The organism is Shewanella maritima (assembly GCF_043643735.1).
Lineage (GTDB): Bacteria > Pseudomonadota > Gammaproteobacteria > Enterobacterales > Shewanellaceae > Shewanella > Shewanella maritima_A.
In genome coordinates, this window is the sequence record NZ_JBHZSM010000003.1 from 155,825 (window position 1) to 179,930 (window position 24,106).

The window sequence follows — 24,106 nt, forward strand, 5'->3', positions numbered from 1 at the left end:
AGATTTTTAACATTTATTTGCGCTGTTATTTTATTCCTTTAATGATCGAAATCAGTTTTTGTAACTGAATTCGCTCAGCCTTAGTCAATGATTGTTTAAGGCTCAATTCTTGGTAACGCTGTTCAATATATTGATTGTTCAACCAAACCAAGGTTTGTTTAAACTCAGGTATCAGGTTTTCATCCGCCACTTGATGGTCCCATTGGGCTAATTTAATGAGCATGCCTTTTTGAGGATGCTCTCTATACAATTCAAGTAGTTGTGCGCTGTTTAACTGTTTATCCCGAGTTATTTCAAGCAAACTTTTCAGCATTTCAATGCCGTTCATTTGCAGTTTGTTCAATGCAGGTTGTGTCGGTAAACCGTACCCCAATTGTGGAGCCTGTATCAGTAAGGCTATAGCAAGCCTTAGTGGTGTTCCTCTACCTTGTAAACCTTTAGCATTGAGCGGTTTTGGCTTTTGTTCAACAAAGCCTAATTTCTTTTTTAGATCATCCGCACTGTTCATGCCTAACTTGTGTGCGAGATTCTCAAGTAATAAATTTTGCAAGACAGAGTCTTGTATTTTGCTAATTAAAGCAATGGCTTGCTTGGCTAGAGAGCCTTTGTCGCCAGCGTGCTTTTGACTCAGAGTATCAAACAAAAACTCTGGTAAGCTCATCGCTTTGGTCATCAGTTGCTCAAAGGCAGCTTTGCCTATTTGCCTTACCATGGTGTCTGGGTCTTCACCTTGTGGTAAAAACATGAATTTAACCGAATCACCAGGTTTTAATAATGGCAGTGCAGTTTCTAGGGCGCGCCAAGCGGCTTCTCTACCTGCGTTATCGCCGTCATAACAACAGATAACCTCTTTTGCACTACGAACAAGTAATTGAAATTGTTCAGCAGTCGTTGCTGTACCGAGCGAAGCAACAGCGTAATCCACGCCAAATTGTGCCAGTGCAACGACATCCATATAACCTTCAACAATCAACACATGCTGCGGATCTCTGTGCTGTTGTTTTAGCTCATATAAACCATAAAGCTCATTACCCTTATGAAATATGGGCGTTTCTGGTGAATTCAAGTATTTAGGTGTGCCATCACCTAATACTCGTCCACCAAATCCCACCACACGGCCACGTCGGTCGCGAATGGGGAACATTAATCTATCGCGGAATCTGTCGTAACGTTTGCCATTATCATTGGCAATCAGCATTCCTGCGGTCAGTAATTTGTCTTGGGCATCTTGATTCTGACGATAGCGACCTAATAATCCGTCCCATCCATCTGGTGCGAAACCAATGCCAAATTTTTCAACCACTTCATCACTTAAATCTCTAAAAGCGAGGTAATCAATGACTTTTTGTTTATCTTGATGTTGACGAAGTTGGTTTTGATAGTAGAGGTTTGCCTCATCCATCAATTGATATAAATCACGGCTTAAGCCGGTATCGACACGTTTTCCTGTGCCTTTTTCTCGAGGAACATCTAGCCCGAGTTGCCCTGCAAGTTCTTCTATGGCATCAACAAATTCTAGTCGGTCGTACTCCATGACAAAGTCAATGGCGTTGCCGTGGGCACCACAACCAAAACAATGATAGAACTGTTTGTCTCTGCTTACGGTAAAAGAGGGCGATTTTTCACTATGAAAAGGACAGCAAGCCGAATGGTTTTTACCGGCTTTTTTCAAAGGAACTTTGCGATCAATAAGATCGACAATGTCTGTGCGAGCTATGAGCTCATTGATAAAATCACGAGGGATCGCCATTTATTGCATTATTCTCGAATTTACTTTATCAACCAATTAAAACAAACAAGCCGTGCAGGTGCACGGCTTATTCAACACTAACAACTAATTACTTCAATTTTTCACGGATTAAAGCACCAATGGCACTCATATCTGCACGTCCTTGAACCTTAGTTTTTAATGCTCCCATTACTTTACCCATATCCGCCATGGATGCTGCGCCAACTTGCTCGATGGTCGCATCGATAATCGTTGCGATTTCTTCATCGGTTAGTGGCTTAGGCAAAAATGTTTCAATTACTTGAACTTCTTCTGCTTCAGCTTGAGCCAACTCAGGACGGTTCGCTGCTTCATATTGAGCAATCGAATCCTTACGTTGTTTCACCATTTTGGTTAAAACCGCTATAGCTTGGTCATCAGTCAAAGATTCGCGGGTGTCCACTTCAATTTGCTTGATGGCTGCTAAGGCCATACGAATCGTGCCTAAGCGTACTTTTTCTTTAGCACGCATGGCATGTTTCATTTGTTCTTTAAGCTGGTCTATTAGGCTCATAATGCGATATTAGTATAAACGTACGCGACGTGCGTTTTCGCGAGAAAGCTTCTTCGCAAGACGTTTAACTGCAGCAGCTTTAGCGCGCTTACGTGCAGTAGTTGGCTTCTCGTAGAATTCACGAGCACGCACGTCAGCTAAGATACCTGCTTTTTCACAAGAGCGCTTGAAACGACGTAGAGCTACGTCGAATGGTTCGTTTTCACGTACTTTAATAATTGGCATACGCCATCACCCCTTAGGTGTAGTTGTGTTGACCTTTTTAAATTCCGAATTTTCGGCACCCAAATAGGCCAAAGGCTAATTAAAATGGTGCGGAATTTTACACCGACTCACGCTCAGTTGTAAACCCCTGATTCACTCTCTTTGTTTTTTTGATGGTCGATGAACGCATACAAGGTCGAGTCAGGCTAGATTTGTAGCTGCTATAAACGGCGGCGGCTTTCCGCAATCGGTGTTCAATCGACTTATTCGTCAGTAGTGGCACATTAGATAATGAACAGGTAGAATTAGCTCCCCATTTTTTGAACAAACAATAGAGTGATTATGCGGGTTATTGGAATCGAGACCTCCTGTGATGAAACTGGCATTGCCGTATATGACGACGAGCAAGGCTTGTTATCTCATATGTTGTATAGCCAAGTTAAGTTACATGCTGATTATGGTGGTGTGGTGCCTGAATTAGCATCGCGGGATCATGTTCGAAAAATTATTCCTTTGATCAAGCAGGCGCTTAGTGATGCTAACTCCACTTTAGATGACATTGATGGCGTGGCGTACACCAAAGGCCCTGGCCTCATCGGTGCTCTATTGGTGGGTGCTTGCGTTGGTCGCTCACTTGCTTATTCATGGGGCAAACCTGCCGTAGGTGTGCATCACATGGAAGGCCATTTACTGGCACCTATGCTAGAGGATGATGCACCAGAGTATCCATTCATTGCATTACTTGTGTCTGGTGGCCATACCATGTTGGTTAATGTTGAAGGGATTGGTCAGTACGAAGTGCTGGGTGAGTCAGTTGATGATGCAGCAGGTGAAGCGTTTGATAAGACGGCTAAACTCATGGGGCTTGATTACCCAGGAGGCCCGAGACTTGCGAAGCTTGCCGCTCAAGGTGAGCCTAATTGTTATAAGTTCCCGCGTCCGATGACTGATAGACCTGGTTTAGATTTCAGTTTTTCAGGCCTAAAAACCTTCACCGCTAATACGATTCAGTCAGAGGCCGATGATGAGCAGACTCGCGCTAATATTGCTCGCGCATTTGAAGAGGCTGTGGTTGATACGCTTGCGATTAAATGTAAGCGCGCGCTGAAGCAAACGGGTTATAAAAGGTTAGTGATTGCCGGTGGCGTGAGTGCCAATACACGCTTGCGTGAAACCTTAGCTGAGATGATGAGTAATATCGGTGGGCAAGTCTATTATCCTCGTGGCGAGTTTTGTACTGATAATGGCGCCATGATTGCTTATGCTGGCTTACAACGTTTAAAGGCTAACCAAGTTGAAGATCTTGCGGTAAAAGGTCAGCCTCGCTGGCCGCTTGATAGCTTACCGCCAGTGACAGTGGAATAGCCTAGTCAGTTGAACTAATAAAAATCCCAGCCTTGTTGCTGGGATTTTTATTGGGACTGCTTTTTCTTACGTGAGACTTTTGATTCTTCACCTAATCGCAACCGCTCTATGTTGTCTTTGTGTCGAATTAGGATCAAGGTTGACAGCATTGCCACAGGTAACACAAATCTGTCGTCATAAAGCCATGTAAATACTGGCGCAAGTAATGCCGTGGCCATCGCGGCGACTGAAGAATAACGAGTGATGAAAACCAGCACTAACCAAGTTGCAATTAATGTAAACGCGAGATCCTCACCAATAGGGGCCATTGCGCCGAAAGCTGTAGCGACACCTTTGCCACCTTTGAAACCAAAAAATACCGGATAGATATGACCTAAACAGGCGCTGATAGCGATAAAACCAAGAGATGGCGCATCCAAGCCAATCTTGTAGCCAATATAAGATGGAAGCGCACCTTTGAGCATGTCAAAAAACAGCACCATTGCAGCGGAACTCGCTCCACCAATACGTAACACATTCGTTGCACCAGGGTTACCTGAACCTTCGGTTCTTGGATCAGGTAAGCCACGAATTTTACAAACCAATACTGCACTTGAGATCGAGCCTGCAACATATGCGGCAACAATCATCAATAAAGTAATGGCAAAGGTGGTCAAATTGGTTTCCTTACGCTTCTTAGGGTATTATCGCGCCAACAAAAAATACAGTGATGCCGCCGATATCAGTTTTATGCGCTTATCCTACTGGTTTACGCGGGATTGAAAAAGGTTTATTAGATAATATCAGTCGATAAACCTGTAAATAATCATGTTCAGGCAAATAAAATTGGACTGTTAAGCTGTCAAGGAGATCCAAGTGGACAAAGTGCTTATCCGAGAGTTAGCAATTGAAACCGTCATCGGGGTTTATGAATGGGAAAAAACCATTAAGCAAATCTTATTGATTGACCTTGATATGGCTTGGGATAACCGCAAAGCTGCTGCAGGTGATGACTATCAATATGCTCTTTGCTATGAAACTGTATCGAATAAATTGACTGATTTGATTCAGCAACAGCCCATTGAGCTGATTGAAACAATTGCTGAAATGATAGCTGATACCATTTTAACTGAATTTAAAGTCAGTTGGGTAAAAGTCGTCGTGATGAAACCGGGAGCGGTAAAACAAGCAAAATCTGTTGGTGTAGAAATTGTTCGCCAAACGACGAGTCATTCGAGCAATAACAGTAATTAGCATTCGTTGCATCATTGGATCACTGACATGGCACAAATCTTCATTAGTTTAGGTACAAATATCGACCCGCAACGGCATCTTACAGCCGGGTTAGTTGAGCTACATCAAGCATTCGGTGAGTTACAATTTTCCCGAGTCTTTGAAAGCGAGCCAGTCGGATTTAGCGGAACTAATTTTTTAAATATGGTGGCTATTGCGCAAACGGATAAACCAATTGCCGATGTGGTATCTATTTTTAAACAGATTGAACAAGACAATGGCCGCGTCAGAGGTGAGAAAAAATTTAGCCCGCGTAGCTTAGATATTGATTTACTGCTCTACGATGATGCGGTTTGCTCTGAGCCTGTTGCGCTTCCTCGAGGTGAGATCTTATATAATGCTTTTGTTTTATGGCCATTAGCTGAAGTCGCTCCCCATTTGCTGCACCCGATTAAACAACAAACCTACGCACAGCTTTGGCATGATTATGATAAGAGTACTCAAAAGCTATGGCCTGTTGATTTCGATTTCCCCAAAGCACTTCTAAGTAACGATTAAATTAGGTTTTCCCATGGATACATTTCAGGTCATTCTATTAGCAATCATTCAGGGCATCACTGAATTTTTGCCTATTTCAAGTTCAGCCCATTTAATATTACCAGCGCACATTTTCGGTTGGGAAGATCAAGGTTTAGCATTTGATGTTGCTGTACATATCGGTTCTCTACTTGCGGTGATTATCTATTTTCGCGCTGAATTGTGGTTAATGCTTAAAGCTTGGCTTAACAGCATATTCCATAAGCAACATACACAAGACAGTAAATTAGCTTGGTGGATTATCTTAGCAACTTTACCTGCTGTGGTGATTGGATTTACAGCCAAAGATTTCATCGAGACCTATTTACGTGGACCTGAAGTGATCGCAATTACCACGGTATTATTTGGTCTATTGCTTTGGGTCGGTGACAAGATGTCACGAAACGAGTTAACGGAGTACCAAACTGGATGGCGTAAGGCATTACTGATTGGTTTTGCTCAGGCTCTTGCCGTTATTCCAGGCACATCTCGCTCTGGTATCACTATTACTGCAGCCTTGATGTTGGGCTTGCAACGTGAAGCCGCAGCGCGTTTCTCATTTTTAATGTCTATCCCTGTTATTCTCGGTGCAGCCATTTTAATGAGTAAAGATGCGATTACGCAGCCACAAGTGTTTGACATGCAAGCTATGATATTAGGTATTGTCATGTCGTTTATTGCTGCTTATGCATGTATTCATTTATTCTTGAAAATAATTAGCCGCATTGGTATGACACCATTTGTGTTGTACCGCTTAGCGCTTGGTGCACTATTATGTGGTTTCATTTTCTTTTAAAGGTGACAACCTTTTAGTTGATGACACAATAAAATCGGGCTTAGCCCGATTTTTTTATCTAAATAAGGAAATCTCATGAACGCTTTGCCGTTATCTTGTCCTATTTGTCGTGAGCAGTTACAGCTGCATGTGGCATCAAATGGTTTTTATTGTGTGAATCAACATCACATTGATCCCAGTGAAAATGGGGTTTATTCCTTATTGATTTCGAAAAAGCATAAGCTACAGTCAGTATCTCGTCAGCAAATGCGTACCAAGCAGTTTTTGCTCGCATCAGGTTTGTATGATCCTCTGGTTGATACCGTGAACGCGATGGTTGCTGAATTACCTGTGTCTGAGGGTGAGATGCATCATTTAGATTACCAGTGTGCAGATGGCTTCTTTTTACGTGCGATAGTGAATGCTTGTAAGCAAGATTGGCATCATTGGGGCGTATCAGATGCAGAAAATGCCTTATTCTCTGCCGCTAAACAGCAAACCCCAGGCCGTTTGTTACTCGGCACAATGAAGCGTTTACCTTTTACTGATGCATCAATGGACTTGATAACGGTAATTGACTCGCCATTGAAGGGCAAAGAGTGCCTACGGGTACTAAAGCCTGATGGCAAAATTATCGTGGTGATCCCTGATACGCGTCATTTATGGGAGTTGAAACAGATAATTTATCCAAATCTGGAAGATAAACCATTACAGTTAAATCTACCTAAAGGGTTGGCCGTTGATAAACAAATTGATGTGAACGTTACCCAAAGGGTGAGTGCCCAGCAGGCTAAAGATTTATTGAGTATGGCCAGTTTCAGCTGGCGAGTAGACAGCAATATGAACCATGAATTATTGCAATGCAATGAAATGGATGTGCAGTTTGCTTGGAAGGTATTATTGCTAAGCGTGAGCTAAGCTCTGCTTGTCCGCCAAAATAGACAGCCATTAAAACAAGTTACTGAACAGCGGATACAATTAAGGCTTGATACTCATACTGTCATGAACAGCATGAGTATCAAGCCTTAACAATCAACCTATTAAAATAAGCTAATTAAATGACTCTTACTTCTTGTAAGAAGAAGCCATGTTGTCTAAACGGTCGTTAGCACGCTTAGCTTCAGCTTGAGCGTCCATAGCAGCCGCTTTAGCGCCTTGAACGTCTGCAGAAAGTTTGCTTTGCTCAGACTTTAATGCACCCACTTCAGCTGAAAGTTGGTCAACTTTGTTGCCTAGGTTAGCAACACTCTCTTCTAGTGCAGTTGTATTTGCACAACCACCTAATAAAGCAGTCATAGCAACACCAGCAATCATCATTACTTTTTTGTTCATGGGTAAATCCCTTAATCTATAGGTTGTATACAAAGCAGAGTGTTCTGCCAAGAGCTCTTTATGTTACACAATATTTTATATTCTAACAGTTTTTTACATGCATGAGGCCGTAATGACGGTAGATATAAGATATCGCTTTAAAATAACGAATTTAAGCAAAAATGCAAGTGAGATAGATAAAAACCCTAAATATCAGATGCTTTTTTGTGAATTATTTCGCTATTCACTACTAGTTTAGCTAAAAAATATAACGTTGAGGTGGCAAATAGCAACTAAAGGCTTATTTTTGTTAATTCTTTCGTTGCTTATCCAGATTGTGCAGATAAATAATTTTGCTTTACCGTCTGAATAATTTCGAGTCTTTGGTTAGCTATCTGCTGTTTAATTTCCGCCCCTTTAAAACCTGCCGCAATGATAGCTTTAACATCTACACTGCTAGCTTGCGAGAAACAGTCATTAAGGTAGTCTGCTTCAATATATGGCGTCGTTTCAAACCCTGTGCGCCCTTGGGCATCAGCTTGGCAGCAAATCAGTAAGTCTGGCAGGCGTTCAGGTTTTCGCCACACATCAGCTTTATCAAATATTTTCAATACAGTTTCTGCTCTTAACTGTAAGGCATTATGGATATTTTGATGTTGATCGCTGACGAGAACGGCTAAATCCCTTATGTGATTAGGCACCCGCAAGCGTTGGCAAAGCCGCTTGATAATAGCGATACCTTTTTGACCATGGCCATGATGCTTTGGCCACATAGATTGAGGCGTGACAGCCTTTCCAACATCATGGGTTAAGGCAGCAAATCGAACACTAACGCTGTGGCTTAATAAGCTCGCTTGTTCTAGAACTAACAGAGTATGAATGCCACTGTCGATTTCTGGGTGCCATTGGGCTGGTTGAGGAACACCGAACAATGCATCTATTTCTGGCAATATCACCTTTAATGCACCACAGCTTTTGAGCACGTCAAAAAATACATGAGGCGTTGCCCCCGACAGAACTTTGTCGATTTCTTGCCATACCCGTTCAGGCGTGAGTTGTTCTAGCTCTCCAGAAGCGACCATTTGCTTCATAAGACTCATGGTGTCTGGAGCAATAGTAAACCCTTGTGTGGAGAATCGCGCAGCAAAGCGAGCAACTCTCAGTACGCGCAGCGGATCTTCACTAAAAGCGGCAGACACATGCCTGAGCGTTCGGTTGTTGATATCTTCAAGCCCATTATAAGGGTCGTAGTAATTGCCTTGCTCATCTTGCGCAATGGCATTAATGGTGAGATCGCGGCGCAATAAGTCTTGTTCAAGGGTGACACTCTCATCGGCATGGCAAATAAAGCCTTGATACCCAGAGCCTGATTTTCGTTCAGTACGTGCTAAAGCATATTCTTGATGTGTTTTAGGATGTAGGAAAACAGGAAAGTCTCGACCAACTTGGGTAAAGCCTTGGTCTATCATTGCTTGAGGGGTTGAGCCAACCACGACAAAGTCTTTGTCTTTTACGGGTAGATCTAACAATTGATCGCGTACAGCTCCACCGACGAGGTATACTTGCATAAGTCTCAAATTAGCTAAGTTTCATGGTTAAATAGCTTATCAGAGTTATATTTTTACGGCTAACTTTTGACATCAAAGTCTGCAGGTATTAACTTGACGCGATATTCTTCAGTTTGGATGTATTAAACGCATGTATAAAGCCTTTTATGGATTAAACGATAATCCATTTTCTATTGCACCCAATCCACATTATCTGTTCTTAAGTGACAGGCATAAAGAAGCCCTAGCACATTTGACCTATGGGCTAGGTGAAACCGGTGGCTTTGTATTGTTAACAGGCGAGGTTGGAACGGGTAAAACCACAGTTTCACGTAGCTTGTTACAACAATTGCCTGATAATACTGATACCGCGTTTATTCTTAATCCTTCATTGACTGAACTCGAACTATTAGCAACTTTATGTGATGAGCTACATATTCAATACGGTGAGCAGCCCACGTTAAAACAACTCACTGATTTAATTAGTCAATACCTACTTGAAAATCACAGAAATAAACGTAATACCGTATTGATCATCGATGAAGCGCAGCATTTGCGCTCAGAAGTGCTGGAACAACTAAGATTATTGACTAATTTAGAGACAGATACCAAAAAGCTGCTTCAGGTCATTCTCATTGGCCAGCCAGAGTTACAACAGCTGTTAAAGCGTCAGGATTTGCGTCAACTAGCACAGCGGATCACAGCTAGATATCATTTATTACCTTTGTCTGCGCAAGAAATTGGTTTCTATGTGAGTCACCGCTTACAAGTCGCAGGTCGGCACGAGCCACTTTTCACTGCAAAAGCCATAAAAGCCTTACATAAACACGGTGGCGGCATACCGAGGCTCACCAATTTATTATGCGAGCGCGCCTTGATGGCTGGTTATGGCCAGTCAAAAGTGCCGATTGATCATAAAATGGTGAACCAAGCTGCAAAAGAAGTATTGGGACATGACGAAGTACAAGAAGACAAACGCTGGCCAATTGTGGTTGCTATTAGTTTAGTATGTACCTTCTGTTTAGCTTTCTATGGTTTTTATCAATATAACAGTGGTAGTGCAGACTCTGTATCCGTTACTGGACAAGCGAACGCTGCTCAAGCTAATACGGCTCAAGCGAATACACTTGTTGCTAAGCAGCAAGATGTAGCTAAACCCGATCCCAGCCAGATGCTATTAGATTCAGCCATGAATAGCAGTCGTAGTATTGATGTTGCCCATGCAGGTTTACTCGGAGTGTGGGATAAGCGTCCCTTGATTGGCTTGTCTTTTTGTCAGGCTGCTGAACAACAAGGGCTGACGTGTTATCAGCAACAAGGTAACTGGCATAGTATTATGCAGTTGAACTTCCCCGCGGTTGTGTATCTGTATGATGCAAATATGCAAACCTTTTATGGTGTTGTGGTTGAACGTCAGGGCGAGCAAATATTATTACAACTTAATGAGCAACGTTTTTGGGTTTCAAAGGTGTGGTTTGATCGTCATTTTAGCGGCACCTTTGAGCTACTATGGCAATCTGATAATGCCGTTCAAAGGGAAATTGGTCCGAACGCGAGCGCTGAACAAGCTCAATGGCTTGAAAATAACCTCGCGCTATTACAGCAGCGACCTTCTCGTCGCTTAAATCATTTCGACGACGAATTATCACGACATGTGCAGACTTTTCAGCAGCAAAATGGTTTGAAAGTTGATGGTATTGCAGGCAACCAAACGCTAGTGCGGATTAACCTTAGTTTAAGCCAATCAGGCCCTAAGTTAAGCCGCGAAGGGGACATGCGATAATGTCGATATTACTCGATGCGCTTACACGGGAAAAACAGCAGCAACAGACGGTCAAAGATGTTGTGATGCAGCCAGTGATGCCAACCACTCAAGCAAAAGCTGGCTTGGCGAGCTACCGCATGAGAAAAGTGGCGTGGCTGTTATTAGCTGTTTCTGGCGGTGTTGCTGCGGCTTGGGGATTGAACTGGATGTTGCAACCTGCGCAGCCTTCTTCAAATCCAAGTGCTCATTCAAATACTCAAGACGTTGCTTCAGTCAGTACACCAAACACGGCTAACGTCGATAACCATGGAGCAGACCGAGCCGAAGTCGCATCAGTAAATACGACTCAAAGCACTAGCAATATAAGACTTGCTGGCAAAGTTGCGCTGCCCATTGCACAGCCAATGGAACCAGTTGTTGCTGCTTATTCAAATCAACAAATCAGACAAACCCGTGTTATTGATCAATCTTCATCGAATGACAGCACTGCCAGTAATCGGCCTGAAAATTTGCTGACTGGTGATGTTGCGAGTGATGACAGTGAGCTTTCATTAGCGCTGTTACAGCAATTAAGCAATGAGTATGACTTGCAACAAGGTGATGCAAGTGTGCCAAGTCGTCAGTCAGCTAGCCGTAATAACACTGCCCCCTCGAGTGCTATGGAAGCAGAGGCCGAATCCGAACCCATTATTCTCGGTGCAAACGCTAATCAGCGCGGTAAAGATGAGTTAGCCACTTTGCGTTTGCAAGTGAATCATGCGGCGAATGAGGTTAATTTTTCTCAAGTTAAGCGAGAGCAGCAAGCGCAAGATAATTTAATGCAAGCCTTCGAGGCTGCGCTAAGAGATGTGGAATATGAGCGATCCGCCACGGCAGATGTGACGGCGCCTGAGCTAAACCCTATTCCAAAGACAGTTGATAAAGTATTGCCAAGTTATGGTGAGCTGCCTGCCAGTCTGCAGCTAAAAGTGCCCCAGTTCAATATTATGGCTCATGTATATGCGTCAGATCCTACACAGCGATGGCTGAATGTAGATGGGGCTGAAATGCAGCAAGGGGACAAAATTAAAGGTATGCTGACCATCATAGAAATTCGCCCTAGAGATGTGATTTTAGATATTGAAGGAACAGAATTTAAGGTGCCTGCAATTTAGCTTAAACTAACGAGTTAGGCGAATAACGTCATTGTTTTTACAAAATAAAGAAGGCTAATCAATCGATTAGCCTTTCTTGTATAAGCAAATAGAGTATGCTGATTTATTACTTCATCGCCGCAAATACACGCTCAGCTGCTTCTAGGGTGTAGGCAAGTTCTTCTTCGCCGTGTGCCATAGAAAGGAAGCCTGCTTCATAAGCAGAAGGCGCAAGGTAAACGCCTTCATCTAACATAGCGTGATAGAAGTGACGGAAGTGCTCCATGTTGCACTTAGTCACTTGTTCAAATGATGTCATTGGCGCGCTATCTTCTGTAAAGAAGAAACCGAACATACCACCAACATAGGTGATGCTTAATGGTATTCCGTGCTTATCAGCAGCAGCTTTAAAGCCTTCAGCAATATGCTTAGTTTTTGCTGATAGCTCTTCATACAAACCAGGTTCGCTTAAGGCTTCCATTTGTGCAAGACCTGCAGTCATTGCAATAGGGTTGCCAGATAAGGTACCTGCTTGGTAAACCGGACCAGTTGGCGCAATAAACTGCATAACGTCTTTACGACCACCGAAAGCACCCACTGGCATACCGCCGCCAATCACTTTACCTAGTGTGGTAAGGTCTGGCTTAACACCGTAATGTCCTTGAGCACCGCTTTTAGATACGCGGAAACCTGTCATTACTTCGTCAATGATAAGCAGGGCACCAAACTCATCACAAATTGCACGTAGGCCTTCTAAGAAGCCATCAACAGGTGGAATGCAGTTCATGTTGCCAGCAACAGGCTCAAGAATAATACAAGAAATGTCTTCTGGGTGTTGCTCAAATAGCGCACGTACTGAATCTAGATTGTTGTAAGTTGCTGTTAGCGTGTGCTTTGCAAAATCTTCAGGAATACCAGGAGAGCTAGGCTGTCCAAGCGTTAGCGCACCAGAGCCTGCTTTCACTAATAAGCAATCAGCATGGCCGTGGTAACAACCTTCAAACTTTAAAATTTTGTCACGGCTGGTAAAGCCACGGGCTAAACGAATGGCGCTCATGGTCGCTTCAGTACCTGAACTCACCATACGTACCTGTTCCATTGAAGGTACCATTTCAATGACTTTTTCAGCCATCTGTACTTCAAGTTCTGTTGGTGCACCAAACGATAAACCATTACCCACAGCATCCAGTACCGCTTGACGAATTTTAGGGTGATTATGACCTAAAATCATTGGTCCCCAAGAGCCAACATAGTCGATGTACTTTTTGCCGTCTGCATCATAAATGTATGCACCATCAGCCTTTTCGATAAATAGTGGGTGGCCACCTACGCCATTAAAGGCACGTACTGGTGAGTTAACACCACCTGGGATAGTTTGCTTTGCTTGATCAAACAAGGCTTCAGAACGAGTCATTTGTTGTCCTTATCTATTTCAGCCGACCTTTAATCGGCTTTACGTGAATACCAATTTACTGGGCACTCGTGTTGTTGAAGTTGGTTTTCAACACCTAGTGTTAATGCAAAAAGTGCCATACGAATAAGTAAGCCATTATCTGCTTGCCTAAATATGGCTAAGCTTGGATGGCTGTTTAAATCATTATCTAATTCATTCGCTGCTGAACGTGAATCACGTGGCAGCGGGTGCATGATGACAGTGTTCGATTTACAGTGTTGAGTGTAAATCGAATGATTCAAACGAAACTTACCACGATACTTGTTCGCTTCATCCTGTGACGGGAAGCGTTCCTCTTGAATGCGTGTTAAGTACAGAATATCGGCTTGGTCGAGATTACCTTCTAACTGTTGTGTTATTTTGATCTTATGCCCAGCATTTTCAATGTCACTGATCACATAATCAGGCATTGCTAATTCACTTGGTGAAATCAAAGTGAATTGAATGTTGTTATACATACATAATAATCGTGACAAAGAGTGCACTGTTCTGCCGAACTTTAGATCGCCGACTAAGGCAATGTGCATGCCGTCAATGCCTCGTCCCGAGCTTGCTAGTTCTTTTTGAATGGTAAATAAATCAAGTAGTGCTTGAGTAGGGTGCTCATTAGCTCCGTCGCCGCCATTGATGACAGGCACGCGGCTGCCTTTAGCAAATTCAGTAACTGAATGGCTATCAGGGTGACGCATAGCAATCACATCTGAGTATGTCGATAGCACTCTTGCGGTATCGTACAGGGATTCACCTTTAGACAGTGAAGATGCACCCATACCAACCGTTTCGCGTACATTACCGCCTAACAGGTTAAATGCGCAACCGAAGCTAACACGCGTACGTGTGCTTGGCTCAAAAAACAGATTACCTAAAATTGCACCATCAAGTACCTTCGTCCGCTTTTCGCGTAAGGCATACGGGGTCATTTGGTGAGCAACATTAAAAATGGTGTTAATAGCGTCCAGATTTAACTGGTTTACTGAAAGGATATGTGAACCTTCGAACTGAATCATCAGCCTGTTTCCAAGTTAGGGGGCAATGAGCAGAACAATCTGCAAATTACCTATTGTTATATAGGGTGGCTGAGGCGAAATTGTAGCAAACAATCTTAGGCTAAGCTACTTCAAGTCATGGCTTGTGACTTGAAGTATGCGCTTTGTCTAAAATAATGTTTTTGATTGTTTTCTATGTAAAACGTGGCTTACTGATTTGCGGAGATTAAATGCAACGGAGCCTCATCGCTTAGGTAGGCTTCATCAACTGATTCGAGGTTGTTAAACCGGATCATAGATTGGATGCCATCGACATAAGCTTGACCACGTTCAGAGTAGCGCAGAAGGGTATTAGCTAATGCAATACCTGTAATAGGTTGGTTCTCCAGTCTCAGCTCGGCCCGATATTCTCTTAATTCACGATATGCGTTATTGGTGTTGAGATTGATTAAATAGCCGCGTACTGAATCTAATGGGCTATCGAAGCGGGCGATACCGTAATTGCCAAGTTCCTTGCGCTGTTGTTGCGGCACCATACCGTTACCGCTAAAGTCCCATTGGCCGAAGAAAGCATTCCCTTCTAAGGTAAATCGAGACGTGCCCCAACCACTTTCTTCAGCGCCTTGAGCAAGCACTAATGAGGGGGGAATGATATCGACTCGCAGCAAAAGCTGTTCTCTTTGTTCTGTCGATAACGTGTTTTGGTCTTGAGTTAATATCCGATAGCGTTTAGCAATAGCAATAAGTTGCGGATCATCAATCGCTAACGTTTCCACTCGTTTTCTTTCTAATAAGACTTCCTCATTGGCAATGAGAATTAACGGCGCCATTAAGCGAAAGAATACTTCTTTTTTAAGATCTACTGGTAACTCATGGGAGCTTGTTTGCCAATTCTCACTGACACTTTCGAAGGTTAATCTTGGCACAGTGCGATGACCCCGCTTAAAGGCGGCTTTGTCATAATTTAGCGATTCGAACAACTGCTTCAAATCATCAAGCGAGCTTATAATGACATCTTTAGGGGCTTTTTCTGGGCGCTTTTTAGAAACGTAGACAAAACTATTTTGGACACCTTCATTACCTTCATTATTGATTTTCTGAGGTGACACAATTTTTACTGGATCTGGTGCATCCGGGTTGATGCTTTGTTGAGTTTTCTTGGCAACGTTTTCATCAGTGGCTTGGGAGGCACTTTGACTCGAGTCCGAAGATTCGGAGACGTCATTGCGCGTATCAAGATGATTTGACCTAGAGAAAATGATAAATGAAATCAACGCCAGTATAGCGATGGCAGAAACAATAAATACAGGATGTTTAAGCAAACGGGTCATAATATTCCTCATTACCTATGTTGACACACAATCGGTGACGCCTCGATTAAAGCGCTTTTAACACGAACAAATTCTAATCAGCAAAAATCAGCAGGCTCTAGCTAAATCATGTAATTATAGCTGACCACTACGAATTTCTTGATGTAAATTTGCCCAACTAATCACACCAACGACATTGTGTGAATTACCTCGGTAAATATAGACCTCACCGGTACGCTTAACTGAGAGGACTTCATAAGCTTCATTTAAGGTGCTGTTATCACTTAACCCACGCATTAAGTGACGTGAAAGTGTGGTGTTGTTGTCAGCATTTTGCATTTCAAGGCTGAGCATTTCAATTTTATCACTGGCGTTACGCACCAATACTGGTCTGCCTTCAGCGCGTTTAAGTACTTCAAGTAATAAGTCGGGATCATCATTCACAATGACGAAACGCTTATCCATCAGAGCGCGCACGCCTTTTTTCTGTAGCCCTTGATTCATGGGTGGCACTTTATAGCCCAGCCCCATGATATCTAGCTGCTTTAGGAAAATAGAGCTGGTATTAAAACCTTGATATGCAATCAAAAATGCAGGCACGGTGACAAACATAGCAGGCAGAATAATGGATGCATCATTGGTTAATTCAAGCAATGCGACTAACGCTGCTAGTGGCGCACTTAAACACACGCCCATCATGGCTGTCATGCCAATAATGGTATACAGCCCCACAAAAGGCTCAATGACTGGAAACATGGCCATACTGATTAACGCTAAAATCGCACCAACAAGTGCGCCAATACCATAGAGCGGGCCAATCAATCCTCCTGGAATACCTAGACCAATGGCGGCAATGGTGGCGATGACTTTGGCTATCAGTAAGGCGAGTAGAAACCAAATGCTTGGATCGTCACTGATAGCAGCATGAATAGCTAAATCACCAGATCCTAGGGCTTGTGGTAAAACGAGTCCTATTAACGTCGTTAGCGTGCCCGCCAGCAATAATCGCTGATATAAAGGCCAAGGTTGGCTTTGTGCGGTTACCTTCAATAAGGAAAAGTTAAAAAATGCTGCGGCGCAGCCCAATACAGCACCGCCAATTAATAAGATAGGGTAGTGATCCAATGGAATTCTAATCACATTAATCAAGTCATATTCATGGATATTGCCAAATACCATTTGGCTTGAAAGTGCGCCACAAATCGCCGATAGCATGATAGGGAAGAAGTAATGAATTTTGTATTCTCTAACTATCACTTCAAATACAAACAGTACCGCAGCTAAAGGTGCGTTAAAGGTCGCGGCAATCCCTGCTGCAATGCCGCTTGCACACATAATACGCACACTGTTGTCGGGTAACTTAAATTTCTCAGCAAGCACACTCGCACTGACCGCACCAAGATGAATTGCAGGGCCTTCTCGCCCAACAGAAAAGTTAGTGATTAATGCGGCGAGTGCTTGAAAGAATTGTCCTGGAGCGGATTGCAGCGGCACCTTACCATAGTGCAGTTTGACGCGATGCAGCACATAGGCAATACCCATTCGCCGATAACGCTTAGAGCCAATGCGAGACAGTAACCAAATGGCTAAAGCGCCCAGTAGGGGTAAATAAGTGCGCCAGTCAGTGACAGTTTCTGCCATTGTGGTCGCTTCAGTTAGGGTATAGCCGCTCGCCCAATTGAGCAGTAAACGAAAAAGAATAATCACCGCAGATGCGATAAGCGCAAAAATCAGCGCTAGTCCACAAAGCTGCACACTGATCTTAGCTTGTGAGAGCTTATCTCTAAATTCATTGCGCAGATATTTGCGTGTGACGCGTTTGGCGTGAATAATAGCGGCTTTATTCATTTTAGTTTGCACAATGTTACTCTAAGCTGGTGACATGTAACTGTGTCAAAAAGTATTTAAGGGTTTGTAACTCAATGACAAATTATTACCGCTGGTTGGACCGACTGCAAGCTTTTGAGCATAAAAGTCGCACATCAGGTTTTTATTTATTGAGTTTGATGTCGATAGCATTTTTCCTTGGCGCAACAACTTATAATGTGTGGTTCACTAGCGAAGAGCACGATACCAGTGAGTCTGATGCAAAAATGTTGCAACTGGAGCAGCAAATTCAGACTCAAACCCGTGAAATAGCCGTGACTAAGTTAACCTTGCAGATTGAGCAAGAAGCGAATCAAACGATGCGTGATATGTTCAACCAACAGTTAACTGATCAAAAGTCGTTAGAAAAGGAATTGGCGTTTTATCGTAGCCTAATGGTGCCAGACACGACAGTTGAGGGGATTGGTATTCATGCGCTTGAGCTCGGTCAAGGCATGTTAACCAAGCAGTATCAACTTAGGTTGATTTTGACCCAATTGCAAAAGCGTAAACAAAACTCTAAAGCCAGTGCAGAGATTATTTTGTTGGGTGTTGCGGATGGCGCGGCCAAGGAGATTGATTTAGGCCAATTACTAGAACAACAATTTGGCTTTGATTTTACTTATTTTCAAATTTTGGAAACCGAATTTACAGTACCAGATGGATTTGAGTTACAACGCATCATGGTCAAGGTGAATGTAAAATCTCGCCGTGGCGTCAAAGGGGGACAAACTCAGGAAGTGTACAATGTACCTGAGCTCCTAGGTGAAAAAGAACAACGGGTAATACTTGAACAAAATACTCAGGTAATAGATAATCCCGAACAGCAAACTGAAGTAAGAGGTAGTAATGACTGAACAAACTGATTCAACAATGCCGATTCAATTTACCGATGCCGCAGCGACTAAGGTAAAGGGCTTGTTGGAAGAAGAGCAAAATCCAGAACTAAAACTGCGCGTTTATGTCACTGGTGGTGGTTGCTCGGGCTTTCAGTATGGATTTACTTTTGACGAAAAAGTTAATGAAGGCGATTTCACTATTGAAAAGCAAGGCGTGCAACTTGTGGTTGACCCAATGAGTTTACAGTACTTGGTTGGCGGTGAAGTAGATTACACGTCTGGCCTTGAAGGATCGCGTTTCTTTGTGAAGAACCCAAATGCAACAACAACTTGTGGTTGTGGTGCTAGCTTCTCTGTATAAGCAAGTAACAGCATTTAAAAAGCCGTCTTAAAGACGGCTTTTTTGTGTCAGTAGAACCATTTATCGTCTAGATAGATTAACTGATAATATTCATATTCACTTTGCGATTAAAGCATGATGCCACTTTGCCGCTAAATCCTACCCAAACTTGCCAAACACCTAAGGCAATCAAGACAGTAAAAATAATCCAGTCCGACATAATCAAGTGATATTGACCAATTTCAAACGTCGTTGGGCCAGCCACAAGGTTATCAGGGTCATACATGATAATGGGTAAAAAGCTAAATAGGGCTAATTGCACGACAGCATAAGCGCGAAGTAAATAGAGCGCCGCTTTTTGGCGGCCTAATATTGCAACCACCATCATTAATGTCAGTACGCAAAATAATGCCGATTGCTCTGCTAGTGTGCCGATTGAAATTAAACCGCTCACCGAAGTCAAGATATACACCAGCATTAAGATAATTAAACGCTTTGGGAAAGGGCTCGGCTTAGTTGATTTAGTTGATTTAGTTGATTTAGCTGATTCAGTTGCTGTGGTTTCTGAAGCCGAAACGGTATCGCTTTGCGTGTCCTGTGCTGTATCGACCAATGATTTATTATTGTTATTAGTTTGGTTATCCATCAAACATTGTCCTGATGATGCTGGCAACGGCCACACAAGTGTCCGTTGCCCATTAGTGAGAAAATTAGTGTTTTATTTTCGCACGCGGCGTTAAGCGTTGGTCCACTTCATAAGGTGGAATAACCACACCTAAGTCTTGCTCGACAGGGAATACGGCAACAAATAACTCATCGTCTTCCATGCCGCTGACCCAGCGCTGTTGAAATTCATCTAATGGAATGGCTAATGCAGTGCATTCTTTCCAATCATCCACAGCCCAAAGTTTGGCTGTTTCTTCACTTGGCCACATAGGAATACAATCTTCATCTTCGGTGGTGAGCATCACGCAGCCATCATGATCTTGTAAAGTCCAGATAGTTTTATTGGCTTTGACCTGTTCGATTAGGTAATCGTAGCGGGCTTCAGGTGTCATATTTAATAGCTGTTCTACGGTTTTTGCTTTGCTCATCTTGGTCTCTTTATGCCTGTTAATTGGCAACTTGTCAGAATGTGAATACTCGAAATTATCCGAATAATACCATTGTCAGCGGCTGAGGTTAATCTGCCTTGTATAAACCACCTAAAATAGCGGCTTTCGAAGCGCCTGTTACCGCAGGCAAGTTACCGGGTAAGTGGTTAATAAAGCGCATGGCTAGCCAAGCGAAAGCAATGGCCTCTACCCACTTGGGATTGATGCCTAAATCTGCAGTGCTGCTAACTGAGTGGTTAGCTAATATTTGCTGCAGACGTGTCATTAACACGGGGTTGAGTGCGCCACCACCACAGACAAACACTTCACCATTGGATGTAAGCCTGCGAATATCATTGGCGATGCTGTAGCAGGTAAAGTCAAGGAGCGTGGCTTGCACATCGGCAGGCTCAATTTGACCAAAGTTCGCTAGCTGTTGTTCAAGCCAATCGCGGTTAAATAATTCTCTACCCGTGCTTTTAGGGTATTCCATGGCAAAGTAGGTGTGGGATAACAGCTGTGTTAATAACGGTTTGTGCACTTCACCCGATTGCGCCCAGAGGCCATCTTCATCAAATGTGAGTTGCTTTTCTTGTTGGATAAATGCATCCATTAAGCCGTTACCAGGACCAGTATCAAAGCCGATGACAGTGTCGTTATCGTGACTTAGGAAAGTGATATTGGCGATGCCACCTATGTTGAGAATGACTCTGTCTTGATTGGCTTTGGCGAATACTTGCTGATGAAAAGCCGGTACTAATGGCGCACCTTGTCCACCTAACGCAATATCTTTGCGGCGAAAATCAGCAATCACATCGATACCGGTTAATGCTGCGATGGTATTAGCGTCACCGATTTGCAAAGTAAAACTCGGATCTAGGTTCGGCATATGCCGAATAGTCTGCCCGTGGGAGCCTATCGCAATTACATCATTTGCTTGGATACCGGTTTTTTCGAGCAACGCGTTGACCGCTTTTGCAAACAGTTGACCTACATTACGATCGAGTTGACCGAGCTGGTTAATTTCGTTGTTAGCTGGTACACATAAGCGTTGCAGGCCTGACAGGATATGCGCTGGCATGTCTTCTGTGTGTGCCGCAACGAAAGTAGGTGTACCACTGGCTGAGTCAACAAGCACGGCATCCACGCCATCCATGCTCGTCCCTGACATCAAGCCAATATAATATTGTGGCTTAGGCATAATGTGTCTTCTTTAGACTGGCAGGTTATTGGCTAGCCAGTTGTTGAGTTTGATTGGATTTAAGCTTAGCCATCATTGATTCACTCAGAGCAGTAAATTTGGTTTTTTCGGCTTTAGCTATAGGTTGTGATTTTGGCAGTTTGACCGTTCTAGGATTACGGTGCACGCCATTTACAATGAATTCATAATGAAGATGCGCACCTGTTACTCGCCCTGTGCGGCCCAGTGTGCCAATGATTTGTCCCTGCTTAACGCTTTGACCTTGTTTAACCTTGCGTTTGTTGAGGTGCAGGTATTTAGTGGTATAGGTGTCATTGTGTTTGATAAATACGTAATTGCCATTGTACTGGTTATAGCCAGACTTCACGACCTTACCTTTACCAGCGGATTTAATTGGCGTACCGATGGCTGCAACATAATCCACACCACGGTGTGCTTTCACTTGGCCTGTGACGGGATGCAAACGTCTTGGGTTAAAGTTACTGCTCACATATTTAAAGTCCACAGGCGAGCGTAAAAAGGCTTTACGCATACTATTACCAGACTCGGAATAATACTCACCATCGGTGTAGCGCACTGCAGTATATCGTTCACCTTGGTTATAAAATTCAGCGGCGAGAATATTGCCGTCACGTAAGAACTGCCCGTCAGCGTACTCTTGCTCGAATATCAGTGCGAAATGATCATTTTTACGGATATCCAAGGCAAAATCGACATCCCAACCAAAAATGTTGGCTAGTTGCATAATATGGTTAGCTGATAAGCCCGCGCTTGCAGCCGCATTCCAAAAGTTATTGTTAATATTGGCTTGCACGAAGGCGGTGCGGGTTTCTACTTGCTTAGTATTGACCGTTTCTGCATATTCTCCATCAGTTTTACTAATGACCAAGGTGGAGATTTTGTCCATACGGTAGGTAAGTTCTACAAATTCACCGACATCAGATTTACTGATAGCAATTTCTTCGCCAGGCATAATTTTTAACAAGTTTTTCTTGGCCAATGGCAATTGAGTAATGTCATAAACATCTTTAGGGGTAAGACCTGCACGATTAAACAAGCCACCTAACGTATCGCCTCGGGCGACTTCGTAGTATTCAATATTGACTTCGCTATCATGAACTTGTGATTTTGCCTGCGTAATTTGCTGGTCTATCTGAGTTATCTCAGTAGGAGAAGTAATATCTGATTGGCCTTGGCTATGTTTATTGGCGGCAATATGATTGCTAAAAGCTTCGTCATCAGCGGTGGCTTTATATGCACCCGCTGCACTGACTTGTGATGGCGGTGTAGGGGTTCGCTGAGATAAAGGTAAAGTATGCTGAGAGTCGGTGTTAGTGCGGCTAAGCGTTGATTCAGTCATGCCGGTTTGTTTTGAAGCTTGCGCATTTTCTGATGGGATCATCAAAATAGCTAAAGTGAATACCACTAACAGTGATAGGGCAATTTGATGTGCTTTTGGCAGCAATTTAAATAAAGTGATTAGCTTAGCCATTGACTCAAGTACCAATTTCTCTCTCTCGTTGTTATCTCTTCAGTGTACACTCTTTCATTTGCTGTGGCTAACAAGTAACATAAGCCTCTTTTATTACATTTACCTAGGCGCTGGGAGTTGCGGCACAGATGGCTGATTTAGATCAAGTATTAGCAGAGATAAAACGTGGTACAGATGAAATACTACTTGAAGCAGATCTCATTGAGAAACTAAAAGAAGGGCGTCCATTGCGCGTCAAACTTGGCGCTGACCCAACCGCACCCGATATTCACCTTGGTCATACGGTGATCTTAAATAAATTACGTGCTTTCCAGACGTTAGGTCATGAAGTGATTTTCTTGATTGGTGACTTCACTGGTATGGTTGGTGATCCAAGTGGTAAGAACAGCACGCGTCCTCCACTAACTCGTGAAGATGTGCTTGCTAATGCTGAAACCTACAAAGAGCAGGTGTACAAGATCCTTGACCCTGCCAAAACACGCATTGTGTTTAACTCTAGTTGGTTAGAAGAGTTAGGTGCGGCTGGCATGATCCGTTTAGCATCAAAGCAAACAGTAGCGCGTATGATGGAACGTGATGACTTTAAGAAGCGTTATGGTTCTGGTCAGTCAATTGCTATTCATGAATTCATGTACCCATTACTACAAGGTTATGACTCGGTTGCATTAGAGGCCGATGTTGAATTAGGCGGTACCGATCAGAAATTCAACTTACTGATGGGACGTGAACTACAAAAAGCTGAAGGTCAAAAGCCTCAAACAGTGATCACCATGCCACTGCTTGTCGGTCTAGATGGCGTCAAGAAGATGTCTAAGTCAGCACACAACTATATTGGTGTGAGTGAACCTGCCAATGACATGTTTGGTAAAATCATGTCTATTTCAGATGATTTAATGTGGAGCTACTTCGAGTTACTGTCATTCCGTCCTTTGGCTGAGATTGCACAATTTAAGCAAGACGTTGAAAACGGCACTAACCCGCGTGATATTAAAATTGCATTAGCAAAAGAAATCATTGCGCGTTTCCATGACGATAAGCAAGCTGAAGCGGCTCATCAAGCGTTTATCAATCGCTTCCAAAAAGGCGCAATTCCAGATGATATTGAAGAAGTGACGCTTGAAGCTGGCGATGAAGGGTTAGCTATTGCTAACTTACTTAAAGATGCAGGCTTAGTTGGTTCTACCTCTGATGGTATGCGTATGATTAAGCAAGGTGCTGTGAAAATGGATGGTGAGAAAGTGTCAGATACTCGTCAGCGTTTCAGCGCTGGTGTGACTGCTGTTTTCCAAGTAGGTAAACGCAAATTTGCTAAAGTCACAGTTAGCTAATTAGGTTTTATACTCTAAAGAGTGCAT

24 protein-coding genes are annotated in these 24,106 nt (G+C 43.2%); 10 read left to right on the top strand and 14 right to left on the bottom strand.

Going from position 1 to position 24,106, the window contains the following annotated elements:
* Nucleotides 1–25: 25 nt before the first annotated feature.
* The 3 genes from dnaG to rpsU form a co-directional block, all read right to left on the bottom strand.
* Complete coding sequence (dnaG, locus tag ACHUGF_RS04910) at nucleotides 26–1,750, bottom strand: DNA primase (protein ID WP_394129666.1); 1,725 nt, start codon at nucleotides 1,748–1,750, stop codon at nucleotides 26–28.
* An 88-nt stretch (nucleotides 1,751–1,838) separates the two neighbouring features.
* On the bottom strand, nucleotides 1,839–2,282 hold the full coding sequence (locus tag ACHUGF_RS04915) for a GatB/YqeY domain-containing protein (protein WP_394129667.1): 444 nt from the start codon (nucleotides 2,280–2,282) through the stop codon (nucleotides 1,839–1,841).
* Between the two features lie 9 nt (nucleotides 2,283–2,291).
* Nucleotides 2,292–2,507: a 30S ribosomal protein S21 gene (gene rpsU, locus ACHUGF_RS04920; protein ID WP_006080725.1), complete on the bottom strand. Its 216-nt coding sequence runs from the start codon at nucleotides 2,505–2,507 to the stop codon at nucleotides 2,292–2,294.
* A gap of 321 nt (nucleotides 2,508–2,828) precedes the next feature.
* Between rpsU and tsaD the strand changes: the two genes are divergently transcribed.
* Nucleotides 2,829–3,851 (top strand): tRNA (adenosine(37)-N6)-threonylcarbamoyltransferase complex transferase subunit TsaD, encoded by a 1,023-nt coding sequence (gene tsaD, locus ACHUGF_RS04925; RefSeq protein WP_394129668.1) that lies wholly within the window; start codon nucleotides 2,829–2,831, stop codon nucleotides 3,849–3,851.
* A 47-nt stretch (nucleotides 3,852–3,898) separates the two neighbouring features.
* On the opposite strand, the gene plsY is transcribed toward tsaD, so the two are convergent.
* The gene (gene plsY, locus ACHUGF_RS04930) at nucleotides 3,899–4,507 is read right to left on the bottom strand and encodes a glycerol-3-phosphate 1-O-acyltransferase PlsY (protein ID WP_394129669.1); all 609 of its coding nucleotides are present in this window, start codon (nucleotides 4,505–4,507) and stop codon (nucleotides 3,899–3,901) included.
* A 199-nt stretch (nucleotides 4,508–4,706) separates the two neighbouring features.
* Between plsY and folB the strand changes: the two genes are divergently transcribed.
* The 4 genes from folB to ACHUGF_RS04950 all read left to right on the top strand — a co-directional run bounded on the left by folB (nucleotide 4,707) and on the right by ACHUGF_RS04950 (nucleotide 7,332).
* On the top strand, nucleotides 4,707–5,084 hold the full coding sequence (folB, locus tag ACHUGF_RS04935) for a dihydroneopterin aldolase (protein ID WP_394129670.1): 378 nt from the start codon (nucleotides 4,707–4,709) through the stop codon (nucleotides 5,082–5,084).
* Between the two features lie 27 nt (nucleotides 5,085–5,111).
* Nucleotides 5,112–5,621, top strand: coding sequence for a 2-amino-4-hydroxy-6-hydroxymethyldihydropteridine diphosphokinase (gene folK / locus ACHUGF_RS04940; protein WP_394129671.1), 510 nt, complete (start codon nucleotides 5,112–5,114; stop codon nucleotides 5,619–5,621).
* Between the two features lie 13 nt (nucleotides 5,622–5,634).
* Nucleotides 5,635–6,435, top strand: a complete 801-nt coding sequence (locus ACHUGF_RS04945) for an undecaprenyl-diphosphate phosphatase (RefSeq protein ID WP_394129672.1) — start codon at nucleotides 5,635–5,637, stop codon at nucleotides 6,433–6,435.
* Nucleotides 6,436–6,510: 75 nt separating this feature from the next.
* Nucleotides 6,511–7,332 carry a methyltransferase domain-containing protein gene (locus tag ACHUGF_RS04950; protein ID WP_394129673.1) on the top strand — a complete coding sequence of 274 codons (822 nt, stop codon included), beginning with the start codon at nucleotides 6,511–6,513 and terminating at the stop codon, nucleotides 7,330–7,332.
* A 147-nt stretch (nucleotides 7,333–7,479) separates the two neighbouring features.
* Here the strand turns inward: ACHUGF_RS04950 and ACHUGF_RS04955 are convergent, their stop codons facing one another.
* Both ACHUGF_RS04955 and ACHUGF_RS04960 read right to left on the bottom strand, forming a co-directional pair.
* Nucleotides 7,480–7,746: an Lpp/OprI family alanine-zipper lipoprotein gene (locus ACHUGF_RS04955; protein WP_394129674.1), complete on the bottom strand. Its 267-nt coding sequence runs from the start codon at nucleotides 7,744–7,746 to the stop codon at nucleotides 7,480–7,482.
* A gap of 305 nt (nucleotides 7,747–8,051) precedes the next feature.
* Nucleotides 8,052–9,293 (bottom strand): multifunctional CCA addition/repair protein, encoded by a 1,242-nt coding sequence (locus tag ACHUGF_RS04960; RefSeq protein ID WP_394129675.1) that lies wholly within the window; start codon nucleotides 9,291–9,293, stop codon nucleotides 8,052–8,054.
* Nucleotides 9,294–9,423: 130 nt separating this feature from the next.
* Between ACHUGF_RS04960 and ACHUGF_RS04965 the strand changes: the two genes are divergently transcribed.
* Together ACHUGF_RS04965 and ACHUGF_RS04970 are read left to right on the top strand one after the other, a co-directional pair.
* Entirely contained in the window at nucleotides 9,424–11,055 is a 1,632-nt protein-coding gene (locus tag ACHUGF_RS04965; RefSeq protein WP_394129676.1) for an ExeA family protein, read from the top strand.
* Nucleotides 11,055–12,191 carry a general secretion pathway protein GspB gene (locus ACHUGF_RS04970; RefSeq protein ID WP_394129677.1) on the top strand — a complete coding sequence of 379 codons (1,137 nt, stop codon included), beginning with the start codon at nucleotides 11,055–11,057 and terminating at the stop codon, nucleotides 12,189–12,191. Before ACHUGF_RS04965 ends, ACHUGF_RS04970 begins: the two co-directional genes overlap by 1 nt.
* 106 nt (nucleotides 12,192–12,297) lie before the next feature.
* On the opposite strand, the gene hemL is transcribed toward ACHUGF_RS04970, so the two are convergent.
* The 4 genes from hemL to ACHUGF_RS04990 all read right to left on the bottom strand — a co-directional run bounded on the left by hemL (nucleotide 12,298) and on the right by ACHUGF_RS04990 (nucleotide 17,767).
* Entirely contained in the window at nucleotides 12,298–13,584 is a 1,287-nt protein-coding gene (hemL, locus tag ACHUGF_RS04975; RefSeq protein WP_394129678.1) for a glutamate-1-semialdehyde 2,1-aminomutase, read from the bottom strand.
* Nucleotides 13,585–13,613: 29 nt separating this feature from the next.
* A complete protein-coding gene (locus ACHUGF_RS04980; protein WP_394129679.1) occupies nucleotides 13,614–14,630 on the bottom strand; it encodes an aspartate carbamoyltransferase in 1,017 nt (338 codons plus the stop codon).
* A gap of 188 nt (nucleotides 14,631–14,818) precedes the next feature.
* Nucleotides 14,819–15,940: a glucosaminidase domain-containing protein gene (locus ACHUGF_RS04985; RefSeq protein ID WP_394129680.1), complete on the bottom strand. Its 1,122-nt coding sequence runs from the start codon at nucleotides 15,938–15,940 to the stop codon at nucleotides 14,819–14,821.
* 114 nt (nucleotides 15,941–16,054) lie between these two features.
* Entirely contained in the window at nucleotides 16,055–17,767 is a 1,713-nt protein-coding gene (locus tag ACHUGF_RS04990) for a chloride channel protein (protein ID WP_394129681.1), read from the bottom strand.
* Between the two features lie 74 nt (nucleotides 17,768–17,841).
* Here ACHUGF_RS04990 and ACHUGF_RS04995 point away from each other — a divergent pair, with 74 nt between their 5' ends.
* Both ACHUGF_RS04995 and erpA read left to right on the top strand, forming a co-directional pair.
* On the top strand, nucleotides 17,842–18,642 hold the full coding sequence (locus ACHUGF_RS04995) for a DUF6776 family protein (protein WP_394129682.1): 801 nt from the start codon (nucleotides 17,842–17,844) through the stop codon (nucleotides 18,640–18,642).
* Nucleotides 18,635–18,985, top strand: coding sequence for an iron-sulfur cluster insertion protein ErpA (erpA, locus tag ACHUGF_RS05000; protein ID WP_394129683.1), 351 nt, complete (start codon nucleotides 18,635–18,637; stop codon nucleotides 18,983–18,985). Before ACHUGF_RS04995 ends, erpA begins: the two co-directional genes overlap by 8 nt.
* 76 nt (nucleotides 18,986–19,061) lie before the next feature.
* On the opposite strand, the gene ACHUGF_RS05005 is transcribed toward erpA, so the two are convergent.
* The 4 genes from ACHUGF_RS05005 to ACHUGF_RS05020 form a co-directional block, all read right to left on the bottom strand.
* Nucleotides 19,062–19,610 (bottom strand): hypothetical protein, encoded by a 549-nt coding sequence (locus tag ACHUGF_RS05005; RefSeq protein WP_394129684.1) that lies wholly within the window; start codon nucleotides 19,608–19,610, stop codon nucleotides 19,062–19,064.
* Nucleotides 19,611–19,674: 64 nt separating this feature from the next.
* The gene (locus ACHUGF_RS05010) at nucleotides 19,675–20,058 is read right to left on the bottom strand and encodes a DUF2750 domain-containing protein (RefSeq protein WP_394129685.1); all 384 of its coding nucleotides are present in this window, start codon (nucleotides 20,056–20,058) and stop codon (nucleotides 19,675–19,677) included.
* 88 nt (nucleotides 20,059–20,146) lie between these two features.
* Nucleotides 20,147–21,259: an anhydro-N-acetylmuramic acid kinase gene (locus tag ACHUGF_RS05015; protein ID WP_394129686.1), complete on the bottom strand. Its 1,113-nt coding sequence runs from the start codon at nucleotides 21,257–21,259 to the stop codon at nucleotides 20,147–20,149.
* Between the two features lie 25 nt (nucleotides 21,260–21,284).
* Entirely contained in the window at nucleotides 21,285–22,751 is a 1,467-nt protein-coding gene (locus ACHUGF_RS05020; RefSeq protein WP_394129687.1) for a peptidoglycan DD-metalloendopeptidase family protein, read from the bottom strand.
* Between the two features lie 128 nt (nucleotides 22,752–22,879).
* On the opposite strand from ACHUGF_RS05020, the gene tyrS reads away from it, so the two are divergent.
* Nucleotides 22,880–24,079, top strand: coding sequence for a tyrosine--tRNA ligase (tyrS, locus tag ACHUGF_RS05025; protein WP_394129688.1), 1,200 nt, complete (start codon nucleotides 22,880–22,882; stop codon nucleotides 24,077–24,079).
* Nucleotides 24,080–24,106 lie beyond the last annotated feature (27 nt).

Coding starts and splice junctions, on each gene's coding strand:
- ACHUGF_RS04990 (WP_394129681.1), bottom strand. CDS start 17,767: ATGAATAAAGCCGCTATTATTCACGCCAAACGCGTCACACGCAAATAT.
- ACHUGF_RS04995 (WP_394129682.1), top strand. CDS start 17,842: ATGACAAATTATTACCGCTGGTTGGACCGACTGCAAGCTTTTGAGCAT.
- ACHUGF_RS05005 (WP_394129684.1), bottom strand. CDS start 19,610: ATGGATAACCAAACTAATAACAATAATAAATCATTGGTCGATACAGCA.
- ACHUGF_RS04950 (WP_394129673.1), top strand. CDS start 6,511: ATGAACGCTTTGCCGTTATCTTGTCCTATTTGTCGTGAGCAGTTACAG.
- ACHUGF_RS04970 (WP_394129677.1), top strand. CDS start 11,055: ATGTCGATATTACTCGATGCGCTTACACGGGAAAAACAGCAGCAACAG.
- ACHUGF_RS05020 (WP_394129687.1), bottom strand. CDS start 22,751: ATGGCTAAGCTAATCACTTTATTTAAATTGCTGCCAAAAGCACATCAA.
- ACHUGF_RS04915 (WP_394129667.1), bottom strand. CDS start 2,282: ATGAGCCTAATAGACCAGCTTAAAGAACAAATGAAACATGCCATGCGT.
- ACHUGF_RS05015 (WP_394129686.1), bottom strand. CDS start 21,259: ATGCCTAAGCCACAATATTATATTGGCTTGATGTCAGGGACGAGCATG.
- ACHUGF_RS04945 (WP_394129672.1), top strand. CDS start 5,635: ATGGATACATTTCAGGTCATTCTATTAGCAATCATTCAGGGCATCACT.
- hemL (WP_394129678.1), bottom strand. CDS start 13,584: ATGACTCGTTCTGAAGCCTTGTTTGATCAAGCAAAGCAAACTATCCCA.
- ACHUGF_RS05010 (WP_394129685.1), bottom strand. CDS start 20,058: ATGAGCAAAGCAAAAACCGTAGAACAGCTATTAAATATGACACCTGAA.
- tsaD (WP_394129668.1), top strand. CDS start 2,829: ATGCGGGTTATTGGAATCGAGACCTCCTGTGATGAAACTGGCATTGCC.
- ACHUGF_RS04985 (WP_394129680.1), bottom strand. CDS start 15,940: ATGACCCGTTTGCTTAAACATCCTGTATTTATTGTTTCTGCCATCGCT.
- erpA (WP_394129683.1), top strand. CDS start 18,635: ATGACTGAACAAACTGATTCAACAATGCCGATTCAATTTACCGATGCC.
- rpsU (WP_006080725.1), bottom strand. CDS start 2,507: ATGCCAATTATTAAAGTACGTGAAAACGAACCATTCGACGTAGCTCTA.
- ACHUGF_RS04980 (WP_394129679.1), bottom strand. CDS start 14,630: ATGATTCAGTTCGAAGGTTCACATATCCTTTCAGTAAACCAGTTAAAT.
- dnaG (WP_394129666.1), bottom strand. CDS start 1,750: ATGGCGATCCCTCGTGATTTTATCAATGAGCTCATAGCTCGCACAGAC.
- folK (WP_394129671.1), top strand. CDS start 5,112: ATGGCACAAATCTTCATTAGTTTAGGTACAAATATCGACCCGCAACGG.
- ACHUGF_RS04965 (WP_394129676.1), top strand. CDS start 9,424: ATGTATAAAGCCTTTTATGGATTAAACGATAATCCATTTTCTATTGCA.
- tyrS (WP_394129688.1), top strand. CDS start 22,880: ATGGCTGATTTAGATCAAGTATTAGCAGAGATAAAACGTGGTACAGAT.
- ACHUGF_RS04955 (WP_394129674.1), bottom strand. CDS start 7,746: ATGAACAAAAAAGTAATGATGATTGCTGGTGTTGCTATGACTGCTTTA.
- ACHUGF_RS04960 (WP_394129675.1), bottom strand. CDS start 9,293: ATGCAAGTATACCTCGTCGGTGGAGCTGTACGCGATCAATTGTTAGAT.